The following is a 17073-nucleotide window of genomic DNA, read 5'->3' as shown; positions in this document are numbered from 1 at the left end:
CATGACTTTATGGACTTTGCTGGCTGAGCAGCCGGCGTACTTTCTCACCTTGGCCACGGTGCTCGGCCTGCTGGTGGGCAGTTTTCTCAATGTGCTGGTGTACCGCCTGCCGATCATGCTGGAGCGGCAATGGCAGCGTGAGGCGCAGGAAATGCTGGAGTTGCCAATCACGCCGCACGAGCGTTTCGACCTGTGGCTACCCGCCTCGCGCTGCCCGCATTGTGCGCATCGGATTCGCGCGTGGGAGAACATTCCGGTCATCAGCTACCTGGCCTTGCGCGGGCGTTGTTCAGCCTGCAAGACCCGCATCAGCCCGCGCTACCCATTGGTGGAGTTAGCCAGCGCGCTGCTGTCGCTGGTGGTGGCCTGGCGCTTTGGTGCTTCGCCCGAGGCCTTGCTAGCGCTGCCGCTGACCTGGTGCCTGCTGGCCCTGAGCCTGATCGATGCCGAGCACCAGTTGCTGCCGGATGCGCTGGTGCTGCCGATGCTGTGGCTGGGGCTGATCGTCAACGCCTTTGGCCTCTACGTCCCGCTGACCAGTGCGTTGTGGGGCGCGGTGGCTGGGTACCTCAGCCTTTGGACGGTGTACTGGGTGTTCAAGCTGGTTACCGGCAAGGAAGGCATGGGCTATGGCGACTTCAAGCTGATGGCGCTGATCGGGGCCTGGGGTGGCTGGCAGGTGTTGCCGTTGACCCTGCTGTTGTCGTCGGTGGTCGGGGCGCTGGCTGGGCTGTGCCTGTTGCGCTTGCGCCGCCATGCCATGGGCACGGCGATCCCGTTTGGCCCCTATCTGGCGATTGCGGGGTGGATTGCCGTGCTCTGGGGTGATGAAATATACGCCTCATACACAAACCTGCTTGGATTCTGATGACCACTGCGGCCTTTACCCCCTGGATTCTCGGCCTGACCGGCGGCATTGGTAGCGGCAAGAGCGCCGCTGCCGAGCGTTTCGTCGAACTTGGCGTGCATCTGGTCGATGCCGACCAGGCGGCGCGCTGGGTGGTCGAGCCTGGCCGCCCGGCCCTGGCCAGCATCGTCGAGCGCTTTGGTGCCGGCGTACTGCAGGCGGACGGCCAACTCGATCGTTCGGCACTGCGCCAGCTGATATTCGCCGACCCGGCACAGCGCAAATGGCTGGAGCAATTGCTGCACCCGCTGATCGGGCAGGAAATTTTCAGCTACCTGGCCAAGGCGGAGTCGCCGTATGCGGTGTATGTGTCGCCGCTGCTGATCGAGTCGGGCCAGCACCAGAAAACCCAACGGGTGCTGGTGATCGATGCGCCGCAGGAGCTACAGGTGGCGCGTACCCTGGCGCGTGACAACACCAGTGCCGAGCAGGTGCAGGCCATTCTCAAGGCCCAGCTGGCCCGCGAGGAGCGCCTGCGCCATGCCGATGATGTGGTGGTCAATGACGGCGACCTGGCCGCGCTGCATCAGCAGATTGACCGCCTGCACCACTTTTACCTGACTTTACGAGGAGGCCAGCCATGAGCCAGCCATTGACCGTCGATTGCCCGACCTGTGGCGCACCTGTGGAATGGAACGAGAAAAGCCCGTTCCGGCCATTCTGTTCGGACCGTTGCAAGCTGATCGACCTGGGGGCTTGGGCGGCGGAGGAGCACAAGATTCCGGGGGCGGAAGAGTCCGAGGATGAGCTGTACTCGGGGGATTTGGAGCCGCGGCATTGATCCGATAGCAAGGTGTCCTTCAGGGCCCTTTCGCGGGTGAACCCGCTCCTACAGAGACCTCACGGCTTTCAAGGCTGGTGCATTACCTGTGGGGGCGGGTTTACCCGCGAAAGGGCCAGTACAGCCGCCACAAAATCACCGCTCATCCTCCTTCCAGGGCGCCTGCAGATACCGCGTGCGGTTGAAGGTTTCCAGCCACTCCGGGCAAAACACCACCAGCGCACTGATCACCGTGCCGTTGATGAACGCTTCGGGGAACATCATCAGCCACAGGTAGCCGATAAAATCGCTGAGCCACTCCGGCATGGCGAAGCGCCCGTCCAGCCACAACAGCCCCAACGCAGCCGACAGGCAGGCCAGCACGGTCAATGCCGCCGGGAAGAACCCTGAACAGAAGATATACACAAACAGGTTCCGCGGCTGGGCGCGCTCGACCCCTATCGCGCACGCCTCGGCGATCAGCACCGGAAGGCCAACCAGCAACAAGCCATTCACCCCCAGCGCCGCCAGGTCCTGACGCCCCAGCACCAGCAAACCGAGCTGGGCCATGAACCCGCCAAGCACCGCCAGTGGCCAGTCCAGCAACAGCGTGACCGCCGTCATGCCTATGAAGTGGTACGACACACCGGTATCGAAATCGCGCCGCACCAACCACAAGGCAAACAGGCAGAACACCGTGCCAAACAGCAGATGCTGGCGGCGCCGGTCGGTGAACAGCTCAACCCAGCGCACCTGGCTGACCGCCCAGATCAGCAACGGCACATATCCCAGCCAGCCAAGCGTAAGGGTGGTGCCCGACAACACCTGCGCGCTGATCACTTGACGAATGCCCCTTGCAGCCATGTGGATAAATCCGAGTCTACACCCATTCTCCGTTTCATTCGGTTGCGCTAGGCTGGCACCCTCACTCGATGCAGGAAGCATTGCTCATGCCGGAAGGAATCAACCTCGCCCTGCTGCTGGCAGCAGCGCTCAACGCCATCATCGGCGTACTTCACCTGGTCATCATCGCCGTCGGGCCGCGCTGGTACCGTTTGTTCGGGGCCGGCGAGCGCATGGCCGTGGCCGCCGAAAACGGCCGCTGGTACCCAGGGCTGATCACCGCAGCCATCGCCTGCGTGCTGCTGGCCTGGTCGGGGTATGCGCTGTCAGCTGCCGGGGCCATCGGGCGGTTGCCCTTGCTGCTGCCGGCCATCTGCCTGATCACCTTGGTGTACCTGGCGCGCGGCCTGCTGGGGCCGATATTGCTGGCGGGTACCGGGCGCTCGCGGCGTTTCATCGTGGTCAGTTCGCTGATCTGCCTGGGGTTTGGCCTGGTGCACCTGCTTGGGGTGGTGCAGCAATGGCCAATACTGGGCTGAATTCTGCGCACAAACAGCATCTTATCGTCATCGATTAGCAGCTAAGCTTGTCTGCATGGATGACTCAGACTACCTGCGCCTGCTTACCATCCAGGCGGAACAAGCCAATGCCTTTCTCTCCAACGCCCGCAAGTGGGAGCGGGAGCGTTGGGTGTGCCAACGCCTGTTGCAGGGGCTGAACATCCCCTATCGCAGCGAGGACTTCACCCCGGCCGGGCAAGAACCGCCAGACGTGCTGTTCCGCGACGCGGCGTTCGAGGTGTTTTTCGTGCTCGACGAGGGCCGCCGGCTCAACGATGAATGGCGCGAAGAACTGCAGCGCCGTCGCAGTGCGTTTTCCCTGGCGCAACTGGTGCGCCGCGAAGCGCGCCCGCGGCGCATCAGTGCCACCGAGCTGCTGGGGCGGCTGGCGCCAACCTTGCGCAAGAAGGCGCACAACTACCGGGAACGCGGGCTGGAGCTGAACGAGCTGGACATCATTGCTTTCGCCAGCCTCAAGCGCGAAGTGCTCGACCTCAATACCCATTTCCCGCCGCCCACCGAATACCTGCGCCAGGGCTGGCGCTCGCTGTCACTGGTAGGGCCGACATTTGCCCGGGTGCTGTTCGCCCACCCCGATGCGCCGGACTTCCTGCGCGGCAACCTGGGCCGCAGCATTGTGTTCGACGTGGGCATCAGTCTTTGATCCACTGCAGCGAGTGTTTGCGATGGCGTACACTCGGCGCCAGAGATAGAAAGCCTTATCATTTGTTTCAAGCGCTTGCGTGAACGCTGTAGCGTTTACGCAGTCCCAAACGTCTACCTGACGAGGCCCCACCATGACCAGCCGCCTGAATCCGGAAGATCAGCGTCGTGTCGATGAGTATCTGCGAGCCCCCCAGCACCAAGTCGAGCGCAGGCCCTTCCGGCCGTGGCTGCTCCTTGTGCTGGTGGTGGCCGTGACCATCGGGTTGGGTCTCATCAGCCGCCTGCTCAGTGGACTGGTGCTATGAGCTGCTTCGCGCTCGCCCTCCCCTCGTGCAGTTTGCGGCCGGCCCCCGGGGCCACGAATTCCGTAAACCTTATGAGATATCCCCATGACTCATCGCATCGTGATTGTCGGCGGCGGCGCCGGCGGCCTGGAACTGGCGACCCGCCTGGGTAAAAGCCTGGGCAAGCGCAAGCAGGCCGAGATCACCCTGGTCGACGCCAACCTCACGCACATCTGGAAGCCTCTGCTGCACGAAGTGGCCGCCGGCTCGCTGAACTCCTCGGAAGACGAACTGAACTACGTGGCCCAGGCCAAGTGGAACCACTTCAACTTCCAGTTGGGGCGCATGAGCGGCCTGGACCGTGAAGGCAAACAGATTCAACTAGCCGCCACCCTCGACGAAGAGGGCCGCGAGCTGCTGCCTGCGCGCACCTTGGGCTACGACACCCTGGTCATTGCCGTGGGTTCCAACACCAACGACTTCGGCACCTTGGGCGCGGCGCAGCACTGCCTGTTCCTCGACACCCGCAAGCAGGCCGAGCGTTTCCACCAGCAGTTGCTCAACCACTATCTGCGCGCCCACGCCGGTGACGTGGCGAGCGAGAAGATCAGCGTGGCCATCGTCGGCGCCGGTGCCACCGGAGTGGAACTGGCAGCCGAGCTGCATCACGCGGCCCACGAACTGGCGGCCTATGGCCTGGACCGCATCCAGCCCAAGGACATGCACATCACCATTATCGAGGCCGGCCCGCGCGTACTGCCGGCGCTGCCAGAGCGCATCAGCGTGCCGGTGCACAAGACCCTGGAAAAGCTCGGGGTGAAGGTGATGACCAATGCCGCCGTCAGTGAAGTGACCGAGGATGGCCTGAAAACCAAAGACGGTGAAGTGATCCAGGCCAGTTTGAAAGTGTGGGCGGCTGGTATCCGTGCGCCGGCGTTCCTCAAGGACATCGATGGCCTGGAAACCAACCGCATCAACCAGCTGGTGGTGCGCCCTACCCTGCAAACCACGCGCGATGACAACATCTTTGCCTTCGGTGACTGCGCCGCCTGCCCGCAACCGGGTAGCGACCGCAACGTGCCGCCACGTGCCCAGGCGGCGCACCAGCAGGCTTCGATGCTGGCGCAGAGTTTGAAGGCGCGGCTGGAGAACAAGGCGCTGCCGACCTATGAGTACAAGGACTACGGTTCGCTGGTGTCGCTGTCGCGCTTCTCGGCGGTGGGCAACCTGATGGGTAACCTGATGGGCAGCGTGAAGCTGGAGGGCTGGCTGGCGCGGATGTTCTACGTGTCGCTGTACCGGATGCACCAGATGGCGTTGTACGGGTTCTTCCGTACGGCGTTGATGATGCTGGGTAGCAAGATTGGCCGGGGTACCGAGCCGCGCCTGAAACTGCACTGACAGACACCAGCATGCCCTGTGGGAGCGGGTTTACCCGCGAATGCGATGGTGAACCTGCTGCCGCATTCGCGGGTGAACCCGCTCCCACACAGGGCTGTGTGGGCCCAAGAGCCCATGCTTGTGGGATAAATTCAACGCAAAAAAAAAGGGCATCTCATGCGAGATGCCCTTTTTTCATGGTGGGTCGTGTAGGATTCGAACCTACGACCAATTGGTTAAAAGCCAACTGCTCTACCAACTGAGCTAACGACCCGGAAATGGTCGGGGTGAGGGGATTCGAACTCCTGACATCCTGCTCCCAAAGCAGGCGCGCTACCGGACTGCGCTACACCCCGTGATACTTAAAGAAAAAGGGCATCTCGCTTGAGATGCCCTTTTTACATGGTGGGTCGTGTAGGATTCGAACCTACGACCAATTGGTTAAAAGCCAACTGCTCTACCAACTGAGCTAACGACCCGGAAAATGGTCGGGGTGAGGGGATTCGAACTCCTGACATCCTGCTCCCAAAGCAGGCGCGCTACCGGACTGCGCTACACCCCGAGATTGGCTCCGCGACCTGGACTCGAACCAGGGACCCAATGATTAACAGTCATTTGCTCTACCGACTGAGCTATCGCGGAACTGAACTTCGGTACATCTTTACAGCTTCGAAGCTTGTGTTAGCTTCGGTCTCTTTGGCTATCCGCTTTCGCGTTGCAGCTGCTGAGGCCGGCTATTCTACATTCTTCGTTTTGCTTGTCAACCACTTTTTTTCATTCAACTTACTGATTTGTAAGTTGTTTTGCGGTCACCGGTGTTGCTGGTGATTCGCTTAGTGCCTGACAACGCGGCGTATATTAGGGGCACCAGATTTTAGATGCAAGCAAAAATTTCAAAAATTTCAGCTAGTTATCCAGGAGGCCGGAAAGGCCCGGATTTTCTGGGGCTGTGAGGGCCTCTTCGCGGGTAAACCCGCTCCCACAGGTACTGCACAGGCCTTTGAGCTGTAGGTAATCCTGTGGGAGCGGGTTTACCCGCGAAGGGGCCGGCACAGGCAAAAAAAGCCCCGCAGATGCGGGGCTCATGGTTAAACAGATCAGCCGAAGACGATTTCGTCGCCTTCCACCTTGGCGGTAATCGCCGTGCCCGGCATGAACTTGCCTGCCAGGATCAACTGCGCCAGCGGGTTCTCGATCCAGCGCTGGATCGCCCGCTTCAGTGGCCGTGCGCCGTATACCGGGTCGTAACCCACGGCAATCAGCTTGTCCAATGCCTCCGGGCTCAGGCTCAGCGACAGTTCGCGCTCCAGCAGACGGCTGCGCAGGCGGCCCAGCTGGATTTCGGTAATGCCGGCAATCTGCTCGCGGCCCAGTGGCTCGAACACCACCACTTCGTCGATACGGTTGATGAATTCCGGACGGAAATGCGAACCCACCGCATCCATCACCGCCGCACGCTGTGCCTCGCGGTCACCCACCAGTTCCTGGATCTGCGCCGAGCCCAGGTTGGAGGTCATCACGATCACGGTGTTGCGGAAGTCCACGGTGCGCCCGTGGCTGTCGGTCAGGCGGCCGTCTTCCAGCACCTGCAGCAGCACGTTGAACACATCCGGGTGGGCCTTCTCCACCTCGTCCAGCAGCACTACCGAGTATGGCTTGCGCCGTACCGCCTCGGTCAGGTAACCGCCCTCTTCATACCCCACATAGCCTGGTGGGGCACCGATCAGGCGAGCCACGGAATGCTTCTCCATGAACTCGGACATGTCGATGCGCACCATTGCCTCTTCGGTGTCGAACAGGAACTCGGCCAGCGCCTTGCACAGCTCGGTCTTGCCCACCCCGGTCGGGCCGAGGAACAGGAACGAACCACTCGGCCGGTTCGGGTCGGACAGCCCGGCACGCGAACGGCGCACCGCGTTGGCCACGGCGGTTACCGCCTCGTTCTGGCCGATCACACGCTGGTGCAGCAGCTCTTCCATCTTCAGCAGCTTTTCACGCTCGCCTTCGAGCATCTTGGCCACCGGGATACCGGTCCACTTCGAGACCACTTCGGCAATTTCTTCCTCGGTCACCTTGTTACGCAGCAACTGGTTTTCGGTCTTGCCGTGCTGGTCGACCATCTGCAGGCTGCGCTCCAAATCCGGGATCACCCCGTACTGCAGCTCGGCCATGCGGCTCAGGTCGCCTTTGCGACGGGCGGTCTCCAGCTCCTGACGGGCCTGCTCGATCTTTTGCTGGATCTGCGCCGAGCCCTGCACCTCAGCCTTCTCGGAGGCCCAGATTTCTTCCAGGTCGGCGTATTCACGCTCCAACCGGTCGATTTCCTCGGTCAGCTTCTCCAGGCGTTTTTTCGCCGCTTCGTCTTCTTCCTTCTTCAGCGCCTGCGACTCCACCTTCAGCTGGATCAGGCGACGGTCGAGGCGGTCGAGCACTTCCGGCTTGGAGTCGATCTCCATGCGGATGCGGCTGGCCGCTTCGTCGATCAGGTCAATGGCCTTGTCCGGCAGCTGACGGTCGGTGATGTAGCGGTGGCTGAGCTTGGCCGCAGCAATGATGGCGCCGTCGGTGATGGCCACCTTGTGGTGCACTTCATAACGCTCTTTCAGGCCCCGCAGGATGGCGATGGTGTCTTCCTCGCTCGGTTCCTCGACCAGCACCTTCTGGAAGCGGCGCTCCAGGGCAGCATCTTTTTCGATGAACTGGCGGTACTCGTTCAGCGTGGTGGCGCCAACGCAGTGCAGCTCGCCACGAGCCAGGGCCGGCTTGAGCATGTTGCCGGCGTCCATGGCGCCCTCGCCCTTGCCGGCGCCGACCATGGTGTGCAGTTCGTCGATGAACAGGATGATCTGGCCTTCCTGCTTGGACAGCTCGTTCAGCAGGCCTTTGAGGCGTTCTTCGAACTCGCCGCGGTACTTGGCACCGGCAATCAGCGCGCCCATGTCCAGCGCCAGCAGGCGCTTGCCCTTCAGGCCGTCCGGCACTTCACCATTGATGATGCGCTGGGCCAGGCCTTCGGCGATGGCGGTTTTACCTACGCCAGGCTCACCGATCAGCACCGGGTTGTTCTTGGTACGGCGTTGCAGCACCTGTACGGTACGGCGAATTTCGTCGTCACGGCCAATCACCGGGTCCAGCTTGCCCTCTTCGGCACGCTTGGTCAGGTCGACGGTGTACTTGTCCAGCGCCTGGCGCGATTCCTCGGCGTTGGCGTCATTGACGGCCGCACCGCCACGCAGGTTGTTGATGGCGTTTTCCAGGGCCTTCTTGCTCACGCCCTGGCTCAACAACAGCTTGCCGAGCTTGCTGTTCTCGTCCATGGCAGCCAGCAACACCAGTTCGCTGGAAATGAACTGGTCGCCCTTCTGCTGGGCCAGGCGGTCGGCCTGGTTGAGCAGGCGCGCCAGGTCCTGCGACATGTTCACGTCGCCGGTGGGGTTCTGGATTTTCGGCAGCTGGTCGAGTTCTTTCACCAGTGCCTGGCGCAGGCTGTTGATGTCGAAGCCTACCTGCATCAGCAGCGGCTTGATCGAGCCGCCCTGCTGCTCGAGCAATGCCTGCAAAAGGTGCACCGGCTCGATGGCAGGGTGATCCATGCCAACCGCCAGGGATTGGGCATCGGATATCGCAAGCTGCAGCTTGCTGGTCAAACGGTCTATTCGCATGGGGATACCTTCCTTTTAAAGGGCAGGTCGGAGCGATGGACAGCGCCTGTTTGTGAAGAAACCTGCCTGAGATGACCTTATAGATAAGGCTGATTCTGGAAGATTCAAGCGTAGCGGGGTTGACCAGGATCAACCTGTTGGATTAGTGCTGGGCCATTCGCGGGCATGCACGCCCCCACAAGTACTGCTCCGCTCTCAGGGCCTGTGATTATCCTGTGGGGGCGGGTTCACCCGCGAAAAGGCCGATGCAGGCTAGCGCGGTTCCAGCCACACAAGGGAAGCAAAACGCCCCCCCTGCGGAGTACGGCGATAGGAGAAGAACCGCTCGTCGCTGACCGTGCACAAGCCACCGCCATGAACAGCAGTCACCCCACGCGCCGCCAAACGAATACGCGCCAGCTCATAGATGTCGGCCATCAACTTGCCCGGCCGGGCACCATCGACAAAGGCCCTGGCCGCTTCCGGGTGCACCGCCGTAAAGGCATCACGCACTTCCAGCCCCACTTCGAACGCCTGTGGGCCAATCGCCGGGCCCAGCCACACCAGCACCTCTTCGGGTGGCAATGCCAGGCGATCCAAGGTGGCCTCCAGCACACCACCGGCCAGCCCGCGCCAGCCAGCATGCGCCGCCGCCACACGGGTACCGGCCCGGTCGCAGAACAGCGCTGGCAGGCAATCGGCAGTCATCACGGTGCAGGCAATGCCAGGCTGATCGGTCCAGCTGGCGTCGGCCTCGGCCACCACGGCCGGGTCGGCATTTGCCACCACCAGCCCATGCACCTGCTTGAGCCAGGCCGGCTGGATGGCGAATTCGTCGCTCAGGCGACGACGGTTCTCGGCCACCGCGACAGGGTCGTCCCCAACATGGTCGCCAAGGTTGAAGGTTTCATAGGGCGGCAGGCTGATGCCGCCCTGGCGAGTGGTGACACAGGCGCGCACCGAGGCCGGGGCCGGCCAGTCGGGGAACAGCAGCGACTGAGTCAGGCCACTCATCCGATAAAGCTCTCGCGGTCCTGGTTCAGCAGCGACAGCAACCAGACGAAGTCGTCCGGCAGCGGCGATTCCCATTCCATGCGCTCACCGGTGGTCGGGTGTACCAGCGCCAGGAAGCGTGCGTGCAGGGCCTGACGCGGGAAGGTTTTCACCGCCTCGACCATGGTCGGGCTGGCTGCCGGCGGGATGCGGAAGCGGCCGCCGTAGGTCTGGTCGCCGACCAGCGGGTAGCCGACATGAGCCATGTGCACGCGGATCTGGTGGGTACGGCCGGTTTCCAGCTTCACCCGCACATGGGTGTGCGAGCGGAAGCGCTTGAGCACACGGTAGTGGCTGATCGCAGGCTTGCCGCCGTCGGTGACTGCCATGCGCTGGCGCATGCCGCCGTGGCGACCGATGGGCGCGTCGATCTTGCCACCGGCAGTCACCACACCAACCACGATGCATTCATAAATGCGGCTGACCGAGCGCTTTTGCAGCTGGTCGACCAGGTTGGTCTGCGCCTGCAGGGTCTTGGCCACCACCATCAGGCCGGTGGTGTCCTTGTCCAGGCGGTGCACGATGCCGGCGCGCGGCACGTTGATGATGTCGGGCACATGGTGCAGCAGCGCGTTCAGCAAGGTGCCGCTGGCATGCCCGGCAGCCGGGTGCACAACCAGGCCGGCAGGCTTGTTGATCACCAGGATCTGGTCGTCTTCATAGACGATGTCCAGCGCGATGTCCTCGGCCTCCCACTCGCCCTGGGCCTCTTGCTCGGCCTCCAGCGCCAGCACGGCGCCACCATGGACGGTGTCACGCGGGCGCAGGACCGCGCCATCGACCGTCAGGCGGCCTTCTTTGATCCAGGTAGTCAGCCGCGAGCGCGAATACTCGTCGAACAATTGGGCGGCGACCTGGTCGAGGCGTTGACCGCCCAGTTCGGACGGGACCTCTGCGCTAAGTTGAATGATCTCGGACATGCTCGATTCGGCGGGCGCACAGCCTTTGGTTTCGGCTGCGAGCTTGTGGTTAAATACGGCTTCTTTTGTCCCGGGGTTGGCCGGGGCGCTCATCATAACAGGACGGCACCGCCCAAGACAGCGGCCGTCAAAGGGACGCAAGCCGCCATGCAAGTGAAACACCTGCTGCTGATCGCCATCCTCGGGCTCACCGCGGCCTGTTCCTCCAATAAGGAAGTGATCGACGAGAACCTCAGCGAGGCCGAGCTGTATCAGCAGGCGCAAGCTGACCTGGACAACTCCAGCTACACCAGCGCCGTGAACAAGCTCAAGGCCCTGGAGTCGCGCTACCCGTTCGGCCGCTATGCCGACCAGGCGCAGCTCGAGCTGATCTACGCCAACTACAAGAACTCCGAGCCCGAGGCTGCCAAGTCGGCTGCCGAGCGCTTCATCCGCCTGCACCCGCAGCACCCGAACGTCGACTACGCCTACTACCTCAAGGGCCTGACCTCGTTCGACCAGGACCGTGGCCTGGTGGCGCGCTTCCTGCCGCTGGACATGACCAAGCGTGACCCGGGTGCTGCCCGCGACTCGTACAACGAGTTCGCCCAGCTGACCAGCCGCTTCCCCAACAGCCGCTACGCCCCCGATGCCAAGCAGCGCATGATCTACCTGCGCAACCTGCTGGCGTCGTACGAAATCCATGTGGCCGACTACTACCTGAGCCGCCAGGCCTATGTAGCCGCTGCCAACCGTGGCCGCTACGTGGTGGAGAACTTCCAGGAAACCCCATCGGTCGGCGACGGCCTGGCGGTGATGGTCGAGGCGTACCAGAAGATGCACCTGGACGAACTGGCCGCCACCAGCCTGGAAACCCTCAAACTCAACTACCCGGACCACCCGAGCCTGGTAGATGGCGAGTTCCAGCCAAAGCAGACCGAGTCTGACGGCCGCGGCTGGCTGTCCAAGGCGACCCTGGGCCTGATCGAAACCGAAACCCCGCTGCCACCGGGTGAAACCCGCGCCAACCAGGACGTCGTCAAGCAGTTCCAGGATGCACGTGACGAGATGCCGCGTGAGCTGCTGCCAACTGACGAGAACGGTGACCCGATCGTGCCGGAAGGGCCGAAGGAAGCCGAGAAAGACCGCTCCTGGTTCAGCTACATGACCTTTGGTCTGTTCGACTGATACGTAGCGGTACATGAAAGGGAGGCCCTGGGCCTCCCTTTTTTATTGGCCGCGTCCTAGACTGTCGGCTTCTTCAACCGACAAGCTGGACACCATGGTTCGCCTACTTTTCTGGATCGCCCTGATCGCCGCTGCGTTCTGGCTGTGGCGCAAGTTCAAAGCCAGCCAACAGTCGCACCCCGAGGCCAAGCTGGATGCGCCGCTGAAGATGGTGCGCTGCGCCCATTGCGGCGTGCACCTGCCCAATGACCGGGCGCTGCAGCAGGGCAACGAGTGGTATTGCAGCCAGGCGCACCTGCAGCAAGGGCCAGGCCGCCAAGACTGAATTCAAATCTCCACTGGCTTCTTCGCGGGTAAACCCGCTCCCACAGGGATCGCACAGTTTTCGAAACCTGTGCTCTACCCGCGAAGAGGCCCTCAGCCCAGCCGCCCGGTTGGCGCATAGGGCGCCGGGTCGATGATCGGCTCGGCCCCGGTCAGCAAGTCGGTAAACAGCTGGCACGAAGCCGGCGCCAGCACCAGCCCGTTGCGGTAATGCCCGCAGTTCAACCACAACCCCGCATGCCCCGGCACCGGCCCGATATACGGAATACCTTCCGGCGACCCCGGCCGCAGCCCGGCCCAGTGCGCCACCACCGTGGCCCCCTCGAGCTCAGGCAGCAACTCCACCGCCGAGGCCTTCAGGCTCTCCAACGCCTCCTCGGTCGGGGTCTTGTCGTACCCGGCATGCTCCAGCGTGCTACCCACCAGAATATGCCCGTCACGCCGCGGGATCGCATAGCGCCCCTTGGCCAGCACCATGCTCGGCAGGAAGTCTTCGGCACATTTGAACAAAATCATCTGGCCCTTCACCGGCTCCACCGGCAGCTCCAGGCCGAGCGTACGCAGCAGGTCGCCACTCCACGCGCCAGCACTGAGCACCACCTCATCCGCCGCCAGAACGCCGTCTGCCGTCTGCACCCCGGTCACGCGACCGCCCTGCTGGACAAAACCGGTAACCTGGCAGTGCTCACGCAAGGTCACGTTGGGCAACGCCAGCAACGCCGCCTTGAGCGACTTCACCAGGCGCGGGTTGCGCACGTTGGCCACGCCGGCCATGTAGATGGCACGCTTGAAGCCCGGGCCCAGCACCGGCACCGCGTCATAGGCCGCCGAAATATCCACGGCACTCAGAGGCCGCTGCTCACGCTCGGCCCAGGCCAGCGCTTCGGCCTCGTCGTCCAGGTCGAGCCAGTACAGGCCGGTGGTGTGCACTTCGGGGTCGACGCCGGTGCTGGCGAACAAACGCTCGCCCAGCTGCGGATAAAAGTCTTGCGACCAGTGTGCCAGGGCGGTCACGGCCGGGCTGTAGCGCCACGGGTACAGCGGCGAGACGATGCCACCGCCAGCCCAGGACGACTCGCGGCCGACTTCCCCCTGATCGCACACCACCACCTGCCCGACCTTCGCCGCCAGGTTGAATGCCGTCAGCAGGCCAATCACTCCGCCGCCGACCACCACTACTTGCTTGCTCATCTGTCGATCCAACACCTGAAGTAAATCCGCGATGCACCGGGCATCATTCAATCTTCAGCTTCCCCAGCAATGCACGCTGTCTTCGACGGCACCCGGATTGCGCTGCACGCCGGCCTGGTCGAGCTGGAAATCGCCACAGCGGTCCTGCGCCATCAGCCCGCTCGGCAGCCGCCGGGCGCGCAGCGTGAAGGTGTCGCTGTCGCGCTGGGCCTGCAGGCTGTAATAGCGGGTACCGTCGGGCAACGCCGGGTCGCCCTCGGCGTATTGGCCAGTGCGTACGCGGTGGCGCTCCAGGCGCAGGGCGGCATCATGCAGCAGGCCAACCACTTCGCTGCGCGCGGCTCGCCGTAGCTGGTCGCTGTAACTGGGGTAGGCAATGGCTGCCAGAATGCCGGTCACGGCCAGCACAATCAACAACTCGATCAGGCTCAAGCCTTGCTGCATGTCAGTCTCCTCGCAATCTCTGCCGCCAGGCAATGCGCCGGGTTGTGTCGCCGTCCATGGCGTAGACCGCTTCCAGCACATGCCGTGACTGGGTTTGCAGGCTGACGGCGGTGACGCGGTACAGGGTGACCTGCTGCCCTTCCGGCATATGCGCCGCGTGTTCGCTGGTACCCAGATTCTGCAAATGGAAATAGCCGGTTCGCGTGCGCTGCCACTGCCCGCTCAGGTCATGCGGTCGAGCGGGTGGCGGGCACGCCTCGCAAGGGTCGGGGGGAGCCCGCTCGAGCTCGCCTGCCCCTGCCAGCAGCGTGGCCTCGGCCTGCTCCAGCGCCAGCAGGCCTTCGCTCAGATAGCCGGTCATTCGCGTTTGCACCAGCGCATTACGCAGGGCAGACGCCGCAAACAGCCCAAGCAGCAGGCTCAGGACCAAGGCCAACAACAGGACTATGCCACGCTGACGATTCATGAGGCCGGCACCGGGTTGCGGATTGCGACGCTCAGTTCATGGTGCTGTTCAAGTTCGAGCGTGGGTTCGTAAAGCGTCAGGGCAATATCCACCCCCTCACCCTGTGCCATTTGCACACGTTGGAAACGTATTGAGCGCACATTTTCAACCAGCGGCTGGAAGTTGCTTTTGTTGCGTTTGAATCTCAGCGTATTGCCCTGGAGTTGGTAGACATATCTGCTGATGGGGTAAACCTGTGGGTAGCCCTCCTTCAACTCATCGTCCACAGACACCTTGCTAGTACAGTCCGTGTGCAGGAACCACTGCGGGCCCCCGGCTTGCCCAGGTAACTCCGCAACGACCAGGCTAAGGGTGGATGCTTCGACTTCCATCGGCCGGGCGAATGCGTGCCCTGCGCTCGAACTGCCGAAGTGCTTTGGCCGCAGTCGCAGGCAGCCGAACATCCCGGTCATGCGGATATCCTGGGCCATTCGCAGCAATGCCAGGCGTGCCTCATCCTGCATGCGTACTGCCGTGCTTTGCAGCCGCCAGGTATGGTGGGCCGAGGCAAATAGCTGGCTGGCCGCCGTCAACAGCAGCAACCCGATGGTCAGCGCCAGCATCACCTCAAGCAAGCCGAAACCACGCTGGCCGCGACTCATGGCCGCCCCCTTTCATGCTCACTGTGCGCCGCCATTGCCGCCTGTCCATCGCGGCGCGCGTTCTCCGCAGCCTGCAATGCCTGCAGTTGCAGGCCTGCCGCTGCGAACATACCCACAGCCACCACTACCACCGCCAATAACACTTCCAGAAGCGTCATGCCCCGCTGTCTTGCGTGCATCCCTGCACCTCCTGCGACTTTTCCTGCAATTGCATTGAACCCGGGCGACTGGACCGCCGGTCCAACGACCGTGAAGCTACAGCCAAGCACTTCCAGGGAGGAATGCACGGTGAAGCAACGAGGTGTAACACTGATACAAATGTTGTCGGCCCTGGCGGTGGCCGTATTGCTGACACAACTCGGCATGCCGGCCTACGCCAGATTGAGCGACGACCTACACAGGGCGGCAGCTGCGCGTGACTTGGCGCAGGCACTGCGCAGTGCGCGCAGCCATGCCATGTTGCAAAGCCAGCCGGTGCTGGTGCAGGCGTTGGACGGTAACTGGGGGAATGGTTGGCAGGTGATGCTGGAGCATAACGGGCAGGTGCTGCGCGAGCAGCGTCTTTCACGGCCGCTGAAGATCACGAGCAATCGCGGTGAGCAGCTGAAATTCAGTGCGCAGGGTGTTCCGCTTGGGGCCAACGGTAATTGGTTAGGTTCAACGATGGAGATTTGCGAGCGCTTGACCGCAACTAGCCAGTATCAAGTTGTGATGGCATCGACTGGCAGGGTCAACGTACAGATGGGAGAGCCAAAAAAATCCCGATGCAAAGACACCTCCAGCTAGCATATGTGGTCGTTGTGGGAGCGGCCCTTTCGCACACAAGGCCGCTCCCACATAAAACAGCACCAGGTGGGTGCCGTTTCAGATCAGCGACCGAACCCGCAGTTCCTTGGGCATGGAGAAGGTGATGTTCTCTTCCCGCCCATCCAGCTCTTCAGCACCGGTGGCGCCCCAGGCCTTGAGCTGCTCGATCACGCCACGCACCAGAACTTCGGGAGCCGAAGCGCCAGCGGTGATGCCGACCCGCGCCGTCTGGTCGAACCAGCCACGCTGCAGGTCCTCGGCACCGTCGATCAGGTAGGCCGGGGTGCCCATGCGCTCGGCCAGCTCGCGCAGGCGGTTGGAGTTGGAGCTGTTCGGGCTGCCGACCACCAGTACCACGTCGCACTCGTCCGCCAGTTGCTTGACCGCGTCCTGGCGGTTCTGGGTGGCGTAGCAGATGTCATCCTTGCGCGGGCCGCCAATGTTCGGGAAGCGCGCACGCAGGGCGTCGATCACGCGGCTGGTGTCGTCCATCGACAGCGTGGTCTGGGTGACGAACGCCAGGTGGTCCGGGTCCTTCACCTGCAGGTTGGCAACATCCTCCTCGTCTTCGACGAGGTAGATGGCGCCACCGTTGCTGGCGTCGTACTGGCCCATGGTGCCTTCGACCTCCGGATGCCCTTCGTGGCCGATGAGAATGCACTCACGGCCGTCGCGGCTGTACTTGGCCACTTCGATGTGCACCTTGGTCACCAGCGGGCAGGTGGCATCGAACACTTTCAGGCCACGGCCAGCAGCTTCCTGGCGCACGGCCTGGGAAACCCCGTGGGCACTGAAGATGACGATGACGTCGTCCGGTACCTGGTCCAGCTCTTCGACAAAGATGGCGCCACGGTTGCGCAGGTCTTCCACCACGAACTTGTTGTGCACCACTTCGTGACGCACATAGATCGGCGGGCCGAAGACTTCCAGCGCGCGGTTGACGATTTCGATCGCCCGGTCGACCCCCGCGCAGAAGCCGCGAGGGTTGGCGAGTTTGATTTGCATGCTCGGCTCCAGGC

Annotated in this window: 20 protein-coding genes and 5 tRNA genes; 10 read left to right on the top strand and 15 right to left on the bottom strand. The window is 62.8% G+C overall.

The annotated features are described in order from the left end of the window. The first annotated feature begins 1 nt into the window (after position 1). The 3 genes from KDB76_RS03610 to yacG are packed head-to-tail and all read left to right on the top strand — an operon-like array spanning position 2 to position 1688. A complete protein-coding gene (locus tag KDB76_RS03610) occupies positions 2-868 on the top strand; it encodes an A24 family peptidase (protein ID WP_038408633.1) in 867 nt (288 codons plus the stop codon). After that, positions 868-1491 (top strand): dephospho-CoA kinase, encoded by a 624-nt coding sequence (coaE, locus tag KDB76_RS03605; protein ID WP_013970769.1) that lies wholly within the window; start codon positions 868-870, stop codon positions 1489-1491. Before KDB76_RS03610 ends, coaE begins: the two co-directional genes overlap by 1 nt. After that, the gene (gene yacG, locus KDB76_RS03600; protein ID WP_003260624.1) at positions 1488-1688 is read left to right on the top strand and encodes a DNA gyrase inhibitor YacG; all 201 of its coding nucleotides are present in this window, start codon (positions 1488-1490) and stop codon (positions 1686-1688) included. Before coaE ends, yacG begins: the two co-directional genes overlap by 4 nt. A gap of 135 nt (positions 1689-1823) precedes the next feature. Here the strand turns inward: yacG and KDB76_RS03595 are convergent, their stop codons facing one another. Beyond that, complete coding sequence (locus KDB76_RS03595) at positions 1824-2531, bottom strand: energy-coupling factor ABC transporter permease (protein ID WP_038408631.1); 708 nt, start codon at positions 2529-2531, stop codon at positions 1824-1826. Positions 2532-2617: 86 nt separating this feature from the next. Between KDB76_RS03595 and KDB76_RS03590 the strand changes: the two genes are divergently transcribed. The 4 genes from KDB76_RS03590 to KDB76_RS03575 all read left to right on the top strand — a co-directional run bounded on the left by KDB76_RS03590 (position 2618) and on the right by KDB76_RS03575 (position 5421). Beyond that, a complete protein-coding gene (locus KDB76_RS03590; RefSeq protein WP_015268860.1) occupies positions 2618-3049 on the top strand; it encodes a hypothetical protein in 432 nt (143 codons plus the stop codon). Positions 3050-3104: 55 nt separating this feature from the next. Then, positions 3105-3734 carry a DUF1780 domain-containing protein gene (locus KDB76_RS03585; RefSeq protein WP_013970766.1) on the top strand — a complete coding sequence of 210 codons (630 nt, stop codon included), beginning with the start codon at positions 3105-3107 and terminating at the stop codon, positions 3732-3734. A gap of 133 nt (positions 3735-3867) precedes the next feature. Further along, entirely contained in the window at positions 3868-4041 is a 174-nt protein-coding gene (locus KDB76_RS03580; protein ID WP_013970765.1) for a DUF3094 family protein, read from the top strand. An 84-nt stretch (positions 4042-4125) separates the two neighbouring features. Continuing rightward, positions 4126-5421, top strand: a complete 1296-nt coding sequence (locus KDB76_RS03575) for an NAD(P)/FAD-dependent oxidoreductase (RefSeq protein ID WP_003260618.1) — start codon at positions 4126-4128, stop codon at positions 5419-5421. Between the two features lie 177 nt (positions 5422-5598). Here the strand turns inward: KDB76_RS03575 and KDB76_RS03570 are convergent. From KDB76_RS03570 to rluD, 8 genes are all read right to left on the bottom strand, one after another. Next, positions 5599-5674 (bottom strand) — tRNA-Lys (locus tag KDB76_RS03570). A 5-nt stretch (positions 5675-5679) separates the two neighbouring features. After that, positions 5680-5756 (bottom strand) — tRNA-Pro (locus KDB76_RS03565). A gap of 47 nt (positions 5757-5803) precedes the next feature. Then, positions 5804-5879, bottom strand: a tRNA-Lys gene (locus tag KDB76_RS03560). A gap of 6 nt (positions 5880-5885) precedes the next feature. Next, positions 5886-5962 (bottom strand) — tRNA-Pro (locus KDB76_RS03555). A 4-nt stretch (positions 5963-5966) separates the two neighbouring features. Then, positions 5967-6042 (bottom strand) — tRNA-Asn (locus KDB76_RS03550). Between the two features lie 455 nt (positions 6043-6497). Next, positions 6498-9062, bottom strand: a complete 2565-nt coding sequence (gene clpB / locus KDB76_RS03545; RefSeq protein ID WP_015268858.1) for an ATP-dependent chaperone ClpB — start codon at positions 9060-9062, stop codon at positions 6498-6500. A gap of 252 nt (positions 9063-9314) precedes the next feature. After that, a complete protein-coding gene (gene pgeF / locus KDB76_RS03540) occupies positions 9315-10055 on the bottom strand; it encodes a peptidoglycan editing factor PgeF (protein ID WP_013970763.1) in 741 nt (246 codons plus the stop codon). Then, positions 10052-11014, bottom strand: a complete 963-nt coding sequence (gene rluD, locus KDB76_RS03535; protein WP_015268856.1) for a 23S rRNA pseudouridine(1911/1915/1917) synthase RluD — start codon at positions 11012-11014, stop codon at positions 10052-10054. Before rluD ends, pgeF begins: the two co-directional genes overlap by 4 nt. A gap of 147 nt (positions 11015-11161) precedes the next feature. Here rluD and KDB76_RS03530 point away from each other — a divergent pair, with 147 nt between their 5' ends. Together KDB76_RS03530 and KDB76_RS03525 are read left to right on the top strand one after the other, a co-directional pair. Then, positions 11162-12181 carry an outer membrane protein assembly factor BamD gene (locus tag KDB76_RS03530; RefSeq protein ID WP_013970761.1) on the top strand — a complete coding sequence of 340 codons (1020 nt, stop codon included), beginning with the start codon at positions 11162-11164 and terminating at the stop codon, positions 12179-12181. Between the two features lie 94 nt (positions 12182-12275). Then, positions 12276-12506: a PP0621 family protein gene (locus KDB76_RS03525; protein WP_013970760.1), complete on the top strand. Its 231-nt coding sequence runs from the start codon at positions 12276-12278 to the stop codon at positions 12504-12506. Between the two features lie 92 nt (positions 12507-12598). Here the strand turns inward: KDB76_RS03525 and thiO are convergent, their stop codons facing one another. Genes thiO through KDB76_RS03500 form a run of 5 tightly spaced genes read right to left on the bottom strand, consistent with a single transcriptional unit; the run spans position 12599 to position 15426 of the window. Continuing rightward, positions 12599-13696: a glycine oxidase ThiO gene (thiO, locus tag KDB76_RS03520; RefSeq protein WP_013970759.1), complete on the bottom strand. Its 1098-nt coding sequence runs from the start codon at positions 13694-13696 to the stop codon at positions 12599-12601. Between the two features lie 54 nt (positions 13697-13750). Next, positions 13751-14140 carry a type IV pilin protein gene (locus KDB76_RS03515; protein ID WP_013970758.1) on the bottom strand — a complete coding sequence of 130 codons (390 nt, stop codon included), beginning with the start codon at positions 14138-14140 and terminating at the stop codon, positions 13751-13753. A gap of 1 nt (position 14141) precedes the next feature. Continuing rightward, on the bottom strand, positions 14142-14606 hold the full coding sequence (locus KDB76_RS03510) for a hypothetical protein (protein ID WP_038408628.1): 465 nt from the start codon (positions 14604-14606) through the stop codon (positions 14142-14144). Next, entirely contained in the window at positions 14603-15247 is a 645-nt protein-coding gene (locus KDB76_RS03505; RefSeq protein WP_013970756.1) for a prepilin-type N-terminal cleavage/methylation domain-containing protein, read from the bottom strand. Before KDB76_RS03505 ends, KDB76_RS03510 begins: the two co-directional genes overlap by 4 nt. Beyond that, positions 15244-15426, bottom strand: a complete 183-nt coding sequence (locus KDB76_RS03500) for a prepilin-type N-terminal cleavage/methylation domain-containing protein (RefSeq protein ID WP_024086213.1) — start codon at positions 15424-15426, stop codon at positions 15244-15246. Before KDB76_RS03500 ends, KDB76_RS03505 begins: the two co-directional genes overlap by 4 nt. Positions 15427-15535: 109 nt before the next feature. Between KDB76_RS03500 and KDB76_RS03495 the strand changes: the two genes are divergently transcribed. Then, entirely contained in the window at positions 15536-16033 is a 498-nt protein-coding gene (locus tag KDB76_RS03495) for a GspH/FimT family pseudopilin (RefSeq protein WP_024086212.1), read from the top strand. A gap of 78 nt (positions 16034-16111) precedes the next feature. On the opposite strand, the gene ispH is transcribed toward KDB76_RS03495, so the two are convergent. Then, on the bottom strand, positions 16112-17059 hold the full coding sequence (ispH, locus tag KDB76_RS03490) for a 4-hydroxy-3-methylbut-2-enyl diphosphate reductase (protein ID WP_013970753.1): 948 nt from the start codon (positions 17057-17059) through the stop codon (positions 16112-16114). Between the last annotated feature and the right edge of the window lie 14 nt (positions 17060-17073).

The organism is Pseudomonas sp. JS425 (assembly GCF_018223845.1).
Lineage (GTDB): Bacteria > Pseudomonadota > Gammaproteobacteria > Pseudomonadales > Pseudomonadaceae > Aquipseudomonas > Aquipseudomonas asiatica.
This window is presented reverse-complemented; position numbering and strand designations above follow the sequence as displayed.

Coding starts and splice junctions, on each gene's coding strand:
- KDB76_RS03610 (WP_038408633.1), top strand. CDS start 2: ATGACTTTATGGACTTTGCTGGCTGAGCAGCCGGCGTACTTTCTCACC.
- coaE (WP_013970769.1), top strand. CDS start 868: ATGACCACTGCGGCCTTTACCCCCTGGATTCTCGGCCTGACCGGCGGC.
- yacG (WP_003260624.1), top strand. CDS start 1,488: ATGAGCCAGCCATTGACCGTCGATTGCCCGACCTGTGGCGCACCTGTG.
- KDB76_RS03595 (WP_038408631.1), bottom strand. CDS start 2,531: ATGGCTGCAAGGGGCATTCGTCAAGTGATCAGCGCGCAGGTGTTGTCG.
- KDB76_RS03590 (WP_015268860.1), top strand. CDS start 2,618: ATGCCGGAAGGAATCAACCTCGCCCTGCTGCTGGCAGCAGCGCTCAAC.
- KDB76_RS03585 (WP_013970766.1), top strand. CDS start 3,105: ATGGATGACTCAGACTACCTGCGCCTGCTTACCATCCAGGCGGAACAA.
- KDB76_RS03580 (WP_013970765.1), top strand. CDS start 3,868: ATGACCAGCCGCCTGAATCCGGAAGATCAGCGTCGTGTCGATGAGTAT.
- KDB76_RS03575 (WP_003260618.1), top strand. CDS start 4,126: ATGACTCATCGCATCGTGATTGTCGGCGGCGGCGCCGGCGGCCTGGAA.
- clpB (WP_015268858.1), bottom strand. CDS start 9,062: ATGCGAATAGACCGTTTGACCAGCAAGCTGCAGCTTGCGATATCCGAT.
- pgeF (WP_013970763.1), bottom strand. CDS start 10,055: ATGAGTGGCCTGACTCAGTCGCTGCTGTTCCCCGACTGGCCGGCCCCG.
- rluD (WP_015268856.1), bottom strand. CDS start 11,014: ATGTCCGAGATCATTCAACTTAGCGCAGAGGTCCCGTCCGAACTGGGC.
- KDB76_RS03530 (WP_013970761.1), top strand. CDS start 11,162: ATGCAAGTGAAACACCTGCTGCTGATCGCCATCCTCGGGCTCACCGCG.
- KDB76_RS03525 (WP_013970760.1), top strand. CDS start 12,276: ATGGTTCGCCTACTTTTCTGGATCGCCCTGATCGCCGCTGCGTTCTGG.
- thiO (WP_013970759.1), bottom strand. CDS start 13,696: ATGAGCAAGCAAGTAGTGGTGGTCGGCGGCGGAGTGATTGGCCTGCTG.
- KDB76_RS03515 (WP_013970758.1), bottom strand. CDS start 14,140: ATGCAGCAAGGCTTGAGCCTGATCGAGTTGTTGATTGTGCTGGCCGTG.
- KDB76_RS03510 (WP_038408628.1), bottom strand. CDS start 14,606: ATGAATCGTCAGCGTGGCATAGTCCTGTTGTTGGCCTTGGTCCTGAGC.
- KDB76_RS03505 (WP_013970756.1), bottom strand. CDS start 15,247: ATGAGTCGCGGCCAGCGTGGTTTCGGCTTGCTTGAGGTGATGCTGGCG.
- KDB76_RS03500 (WP_024086213.1), bottom strand. CDS start 15,426: ATGCACGCAAGACAGCGGGGCATGACGCTTCTGGAAGTGTTATTGGCG.
- ispH (WP_013970753.1), bottom strand. CDS start 17,059: ATGCAAATCAAACTCGCCAACCCTCGCGGCTTCTGCGCGGGGGTCGAC.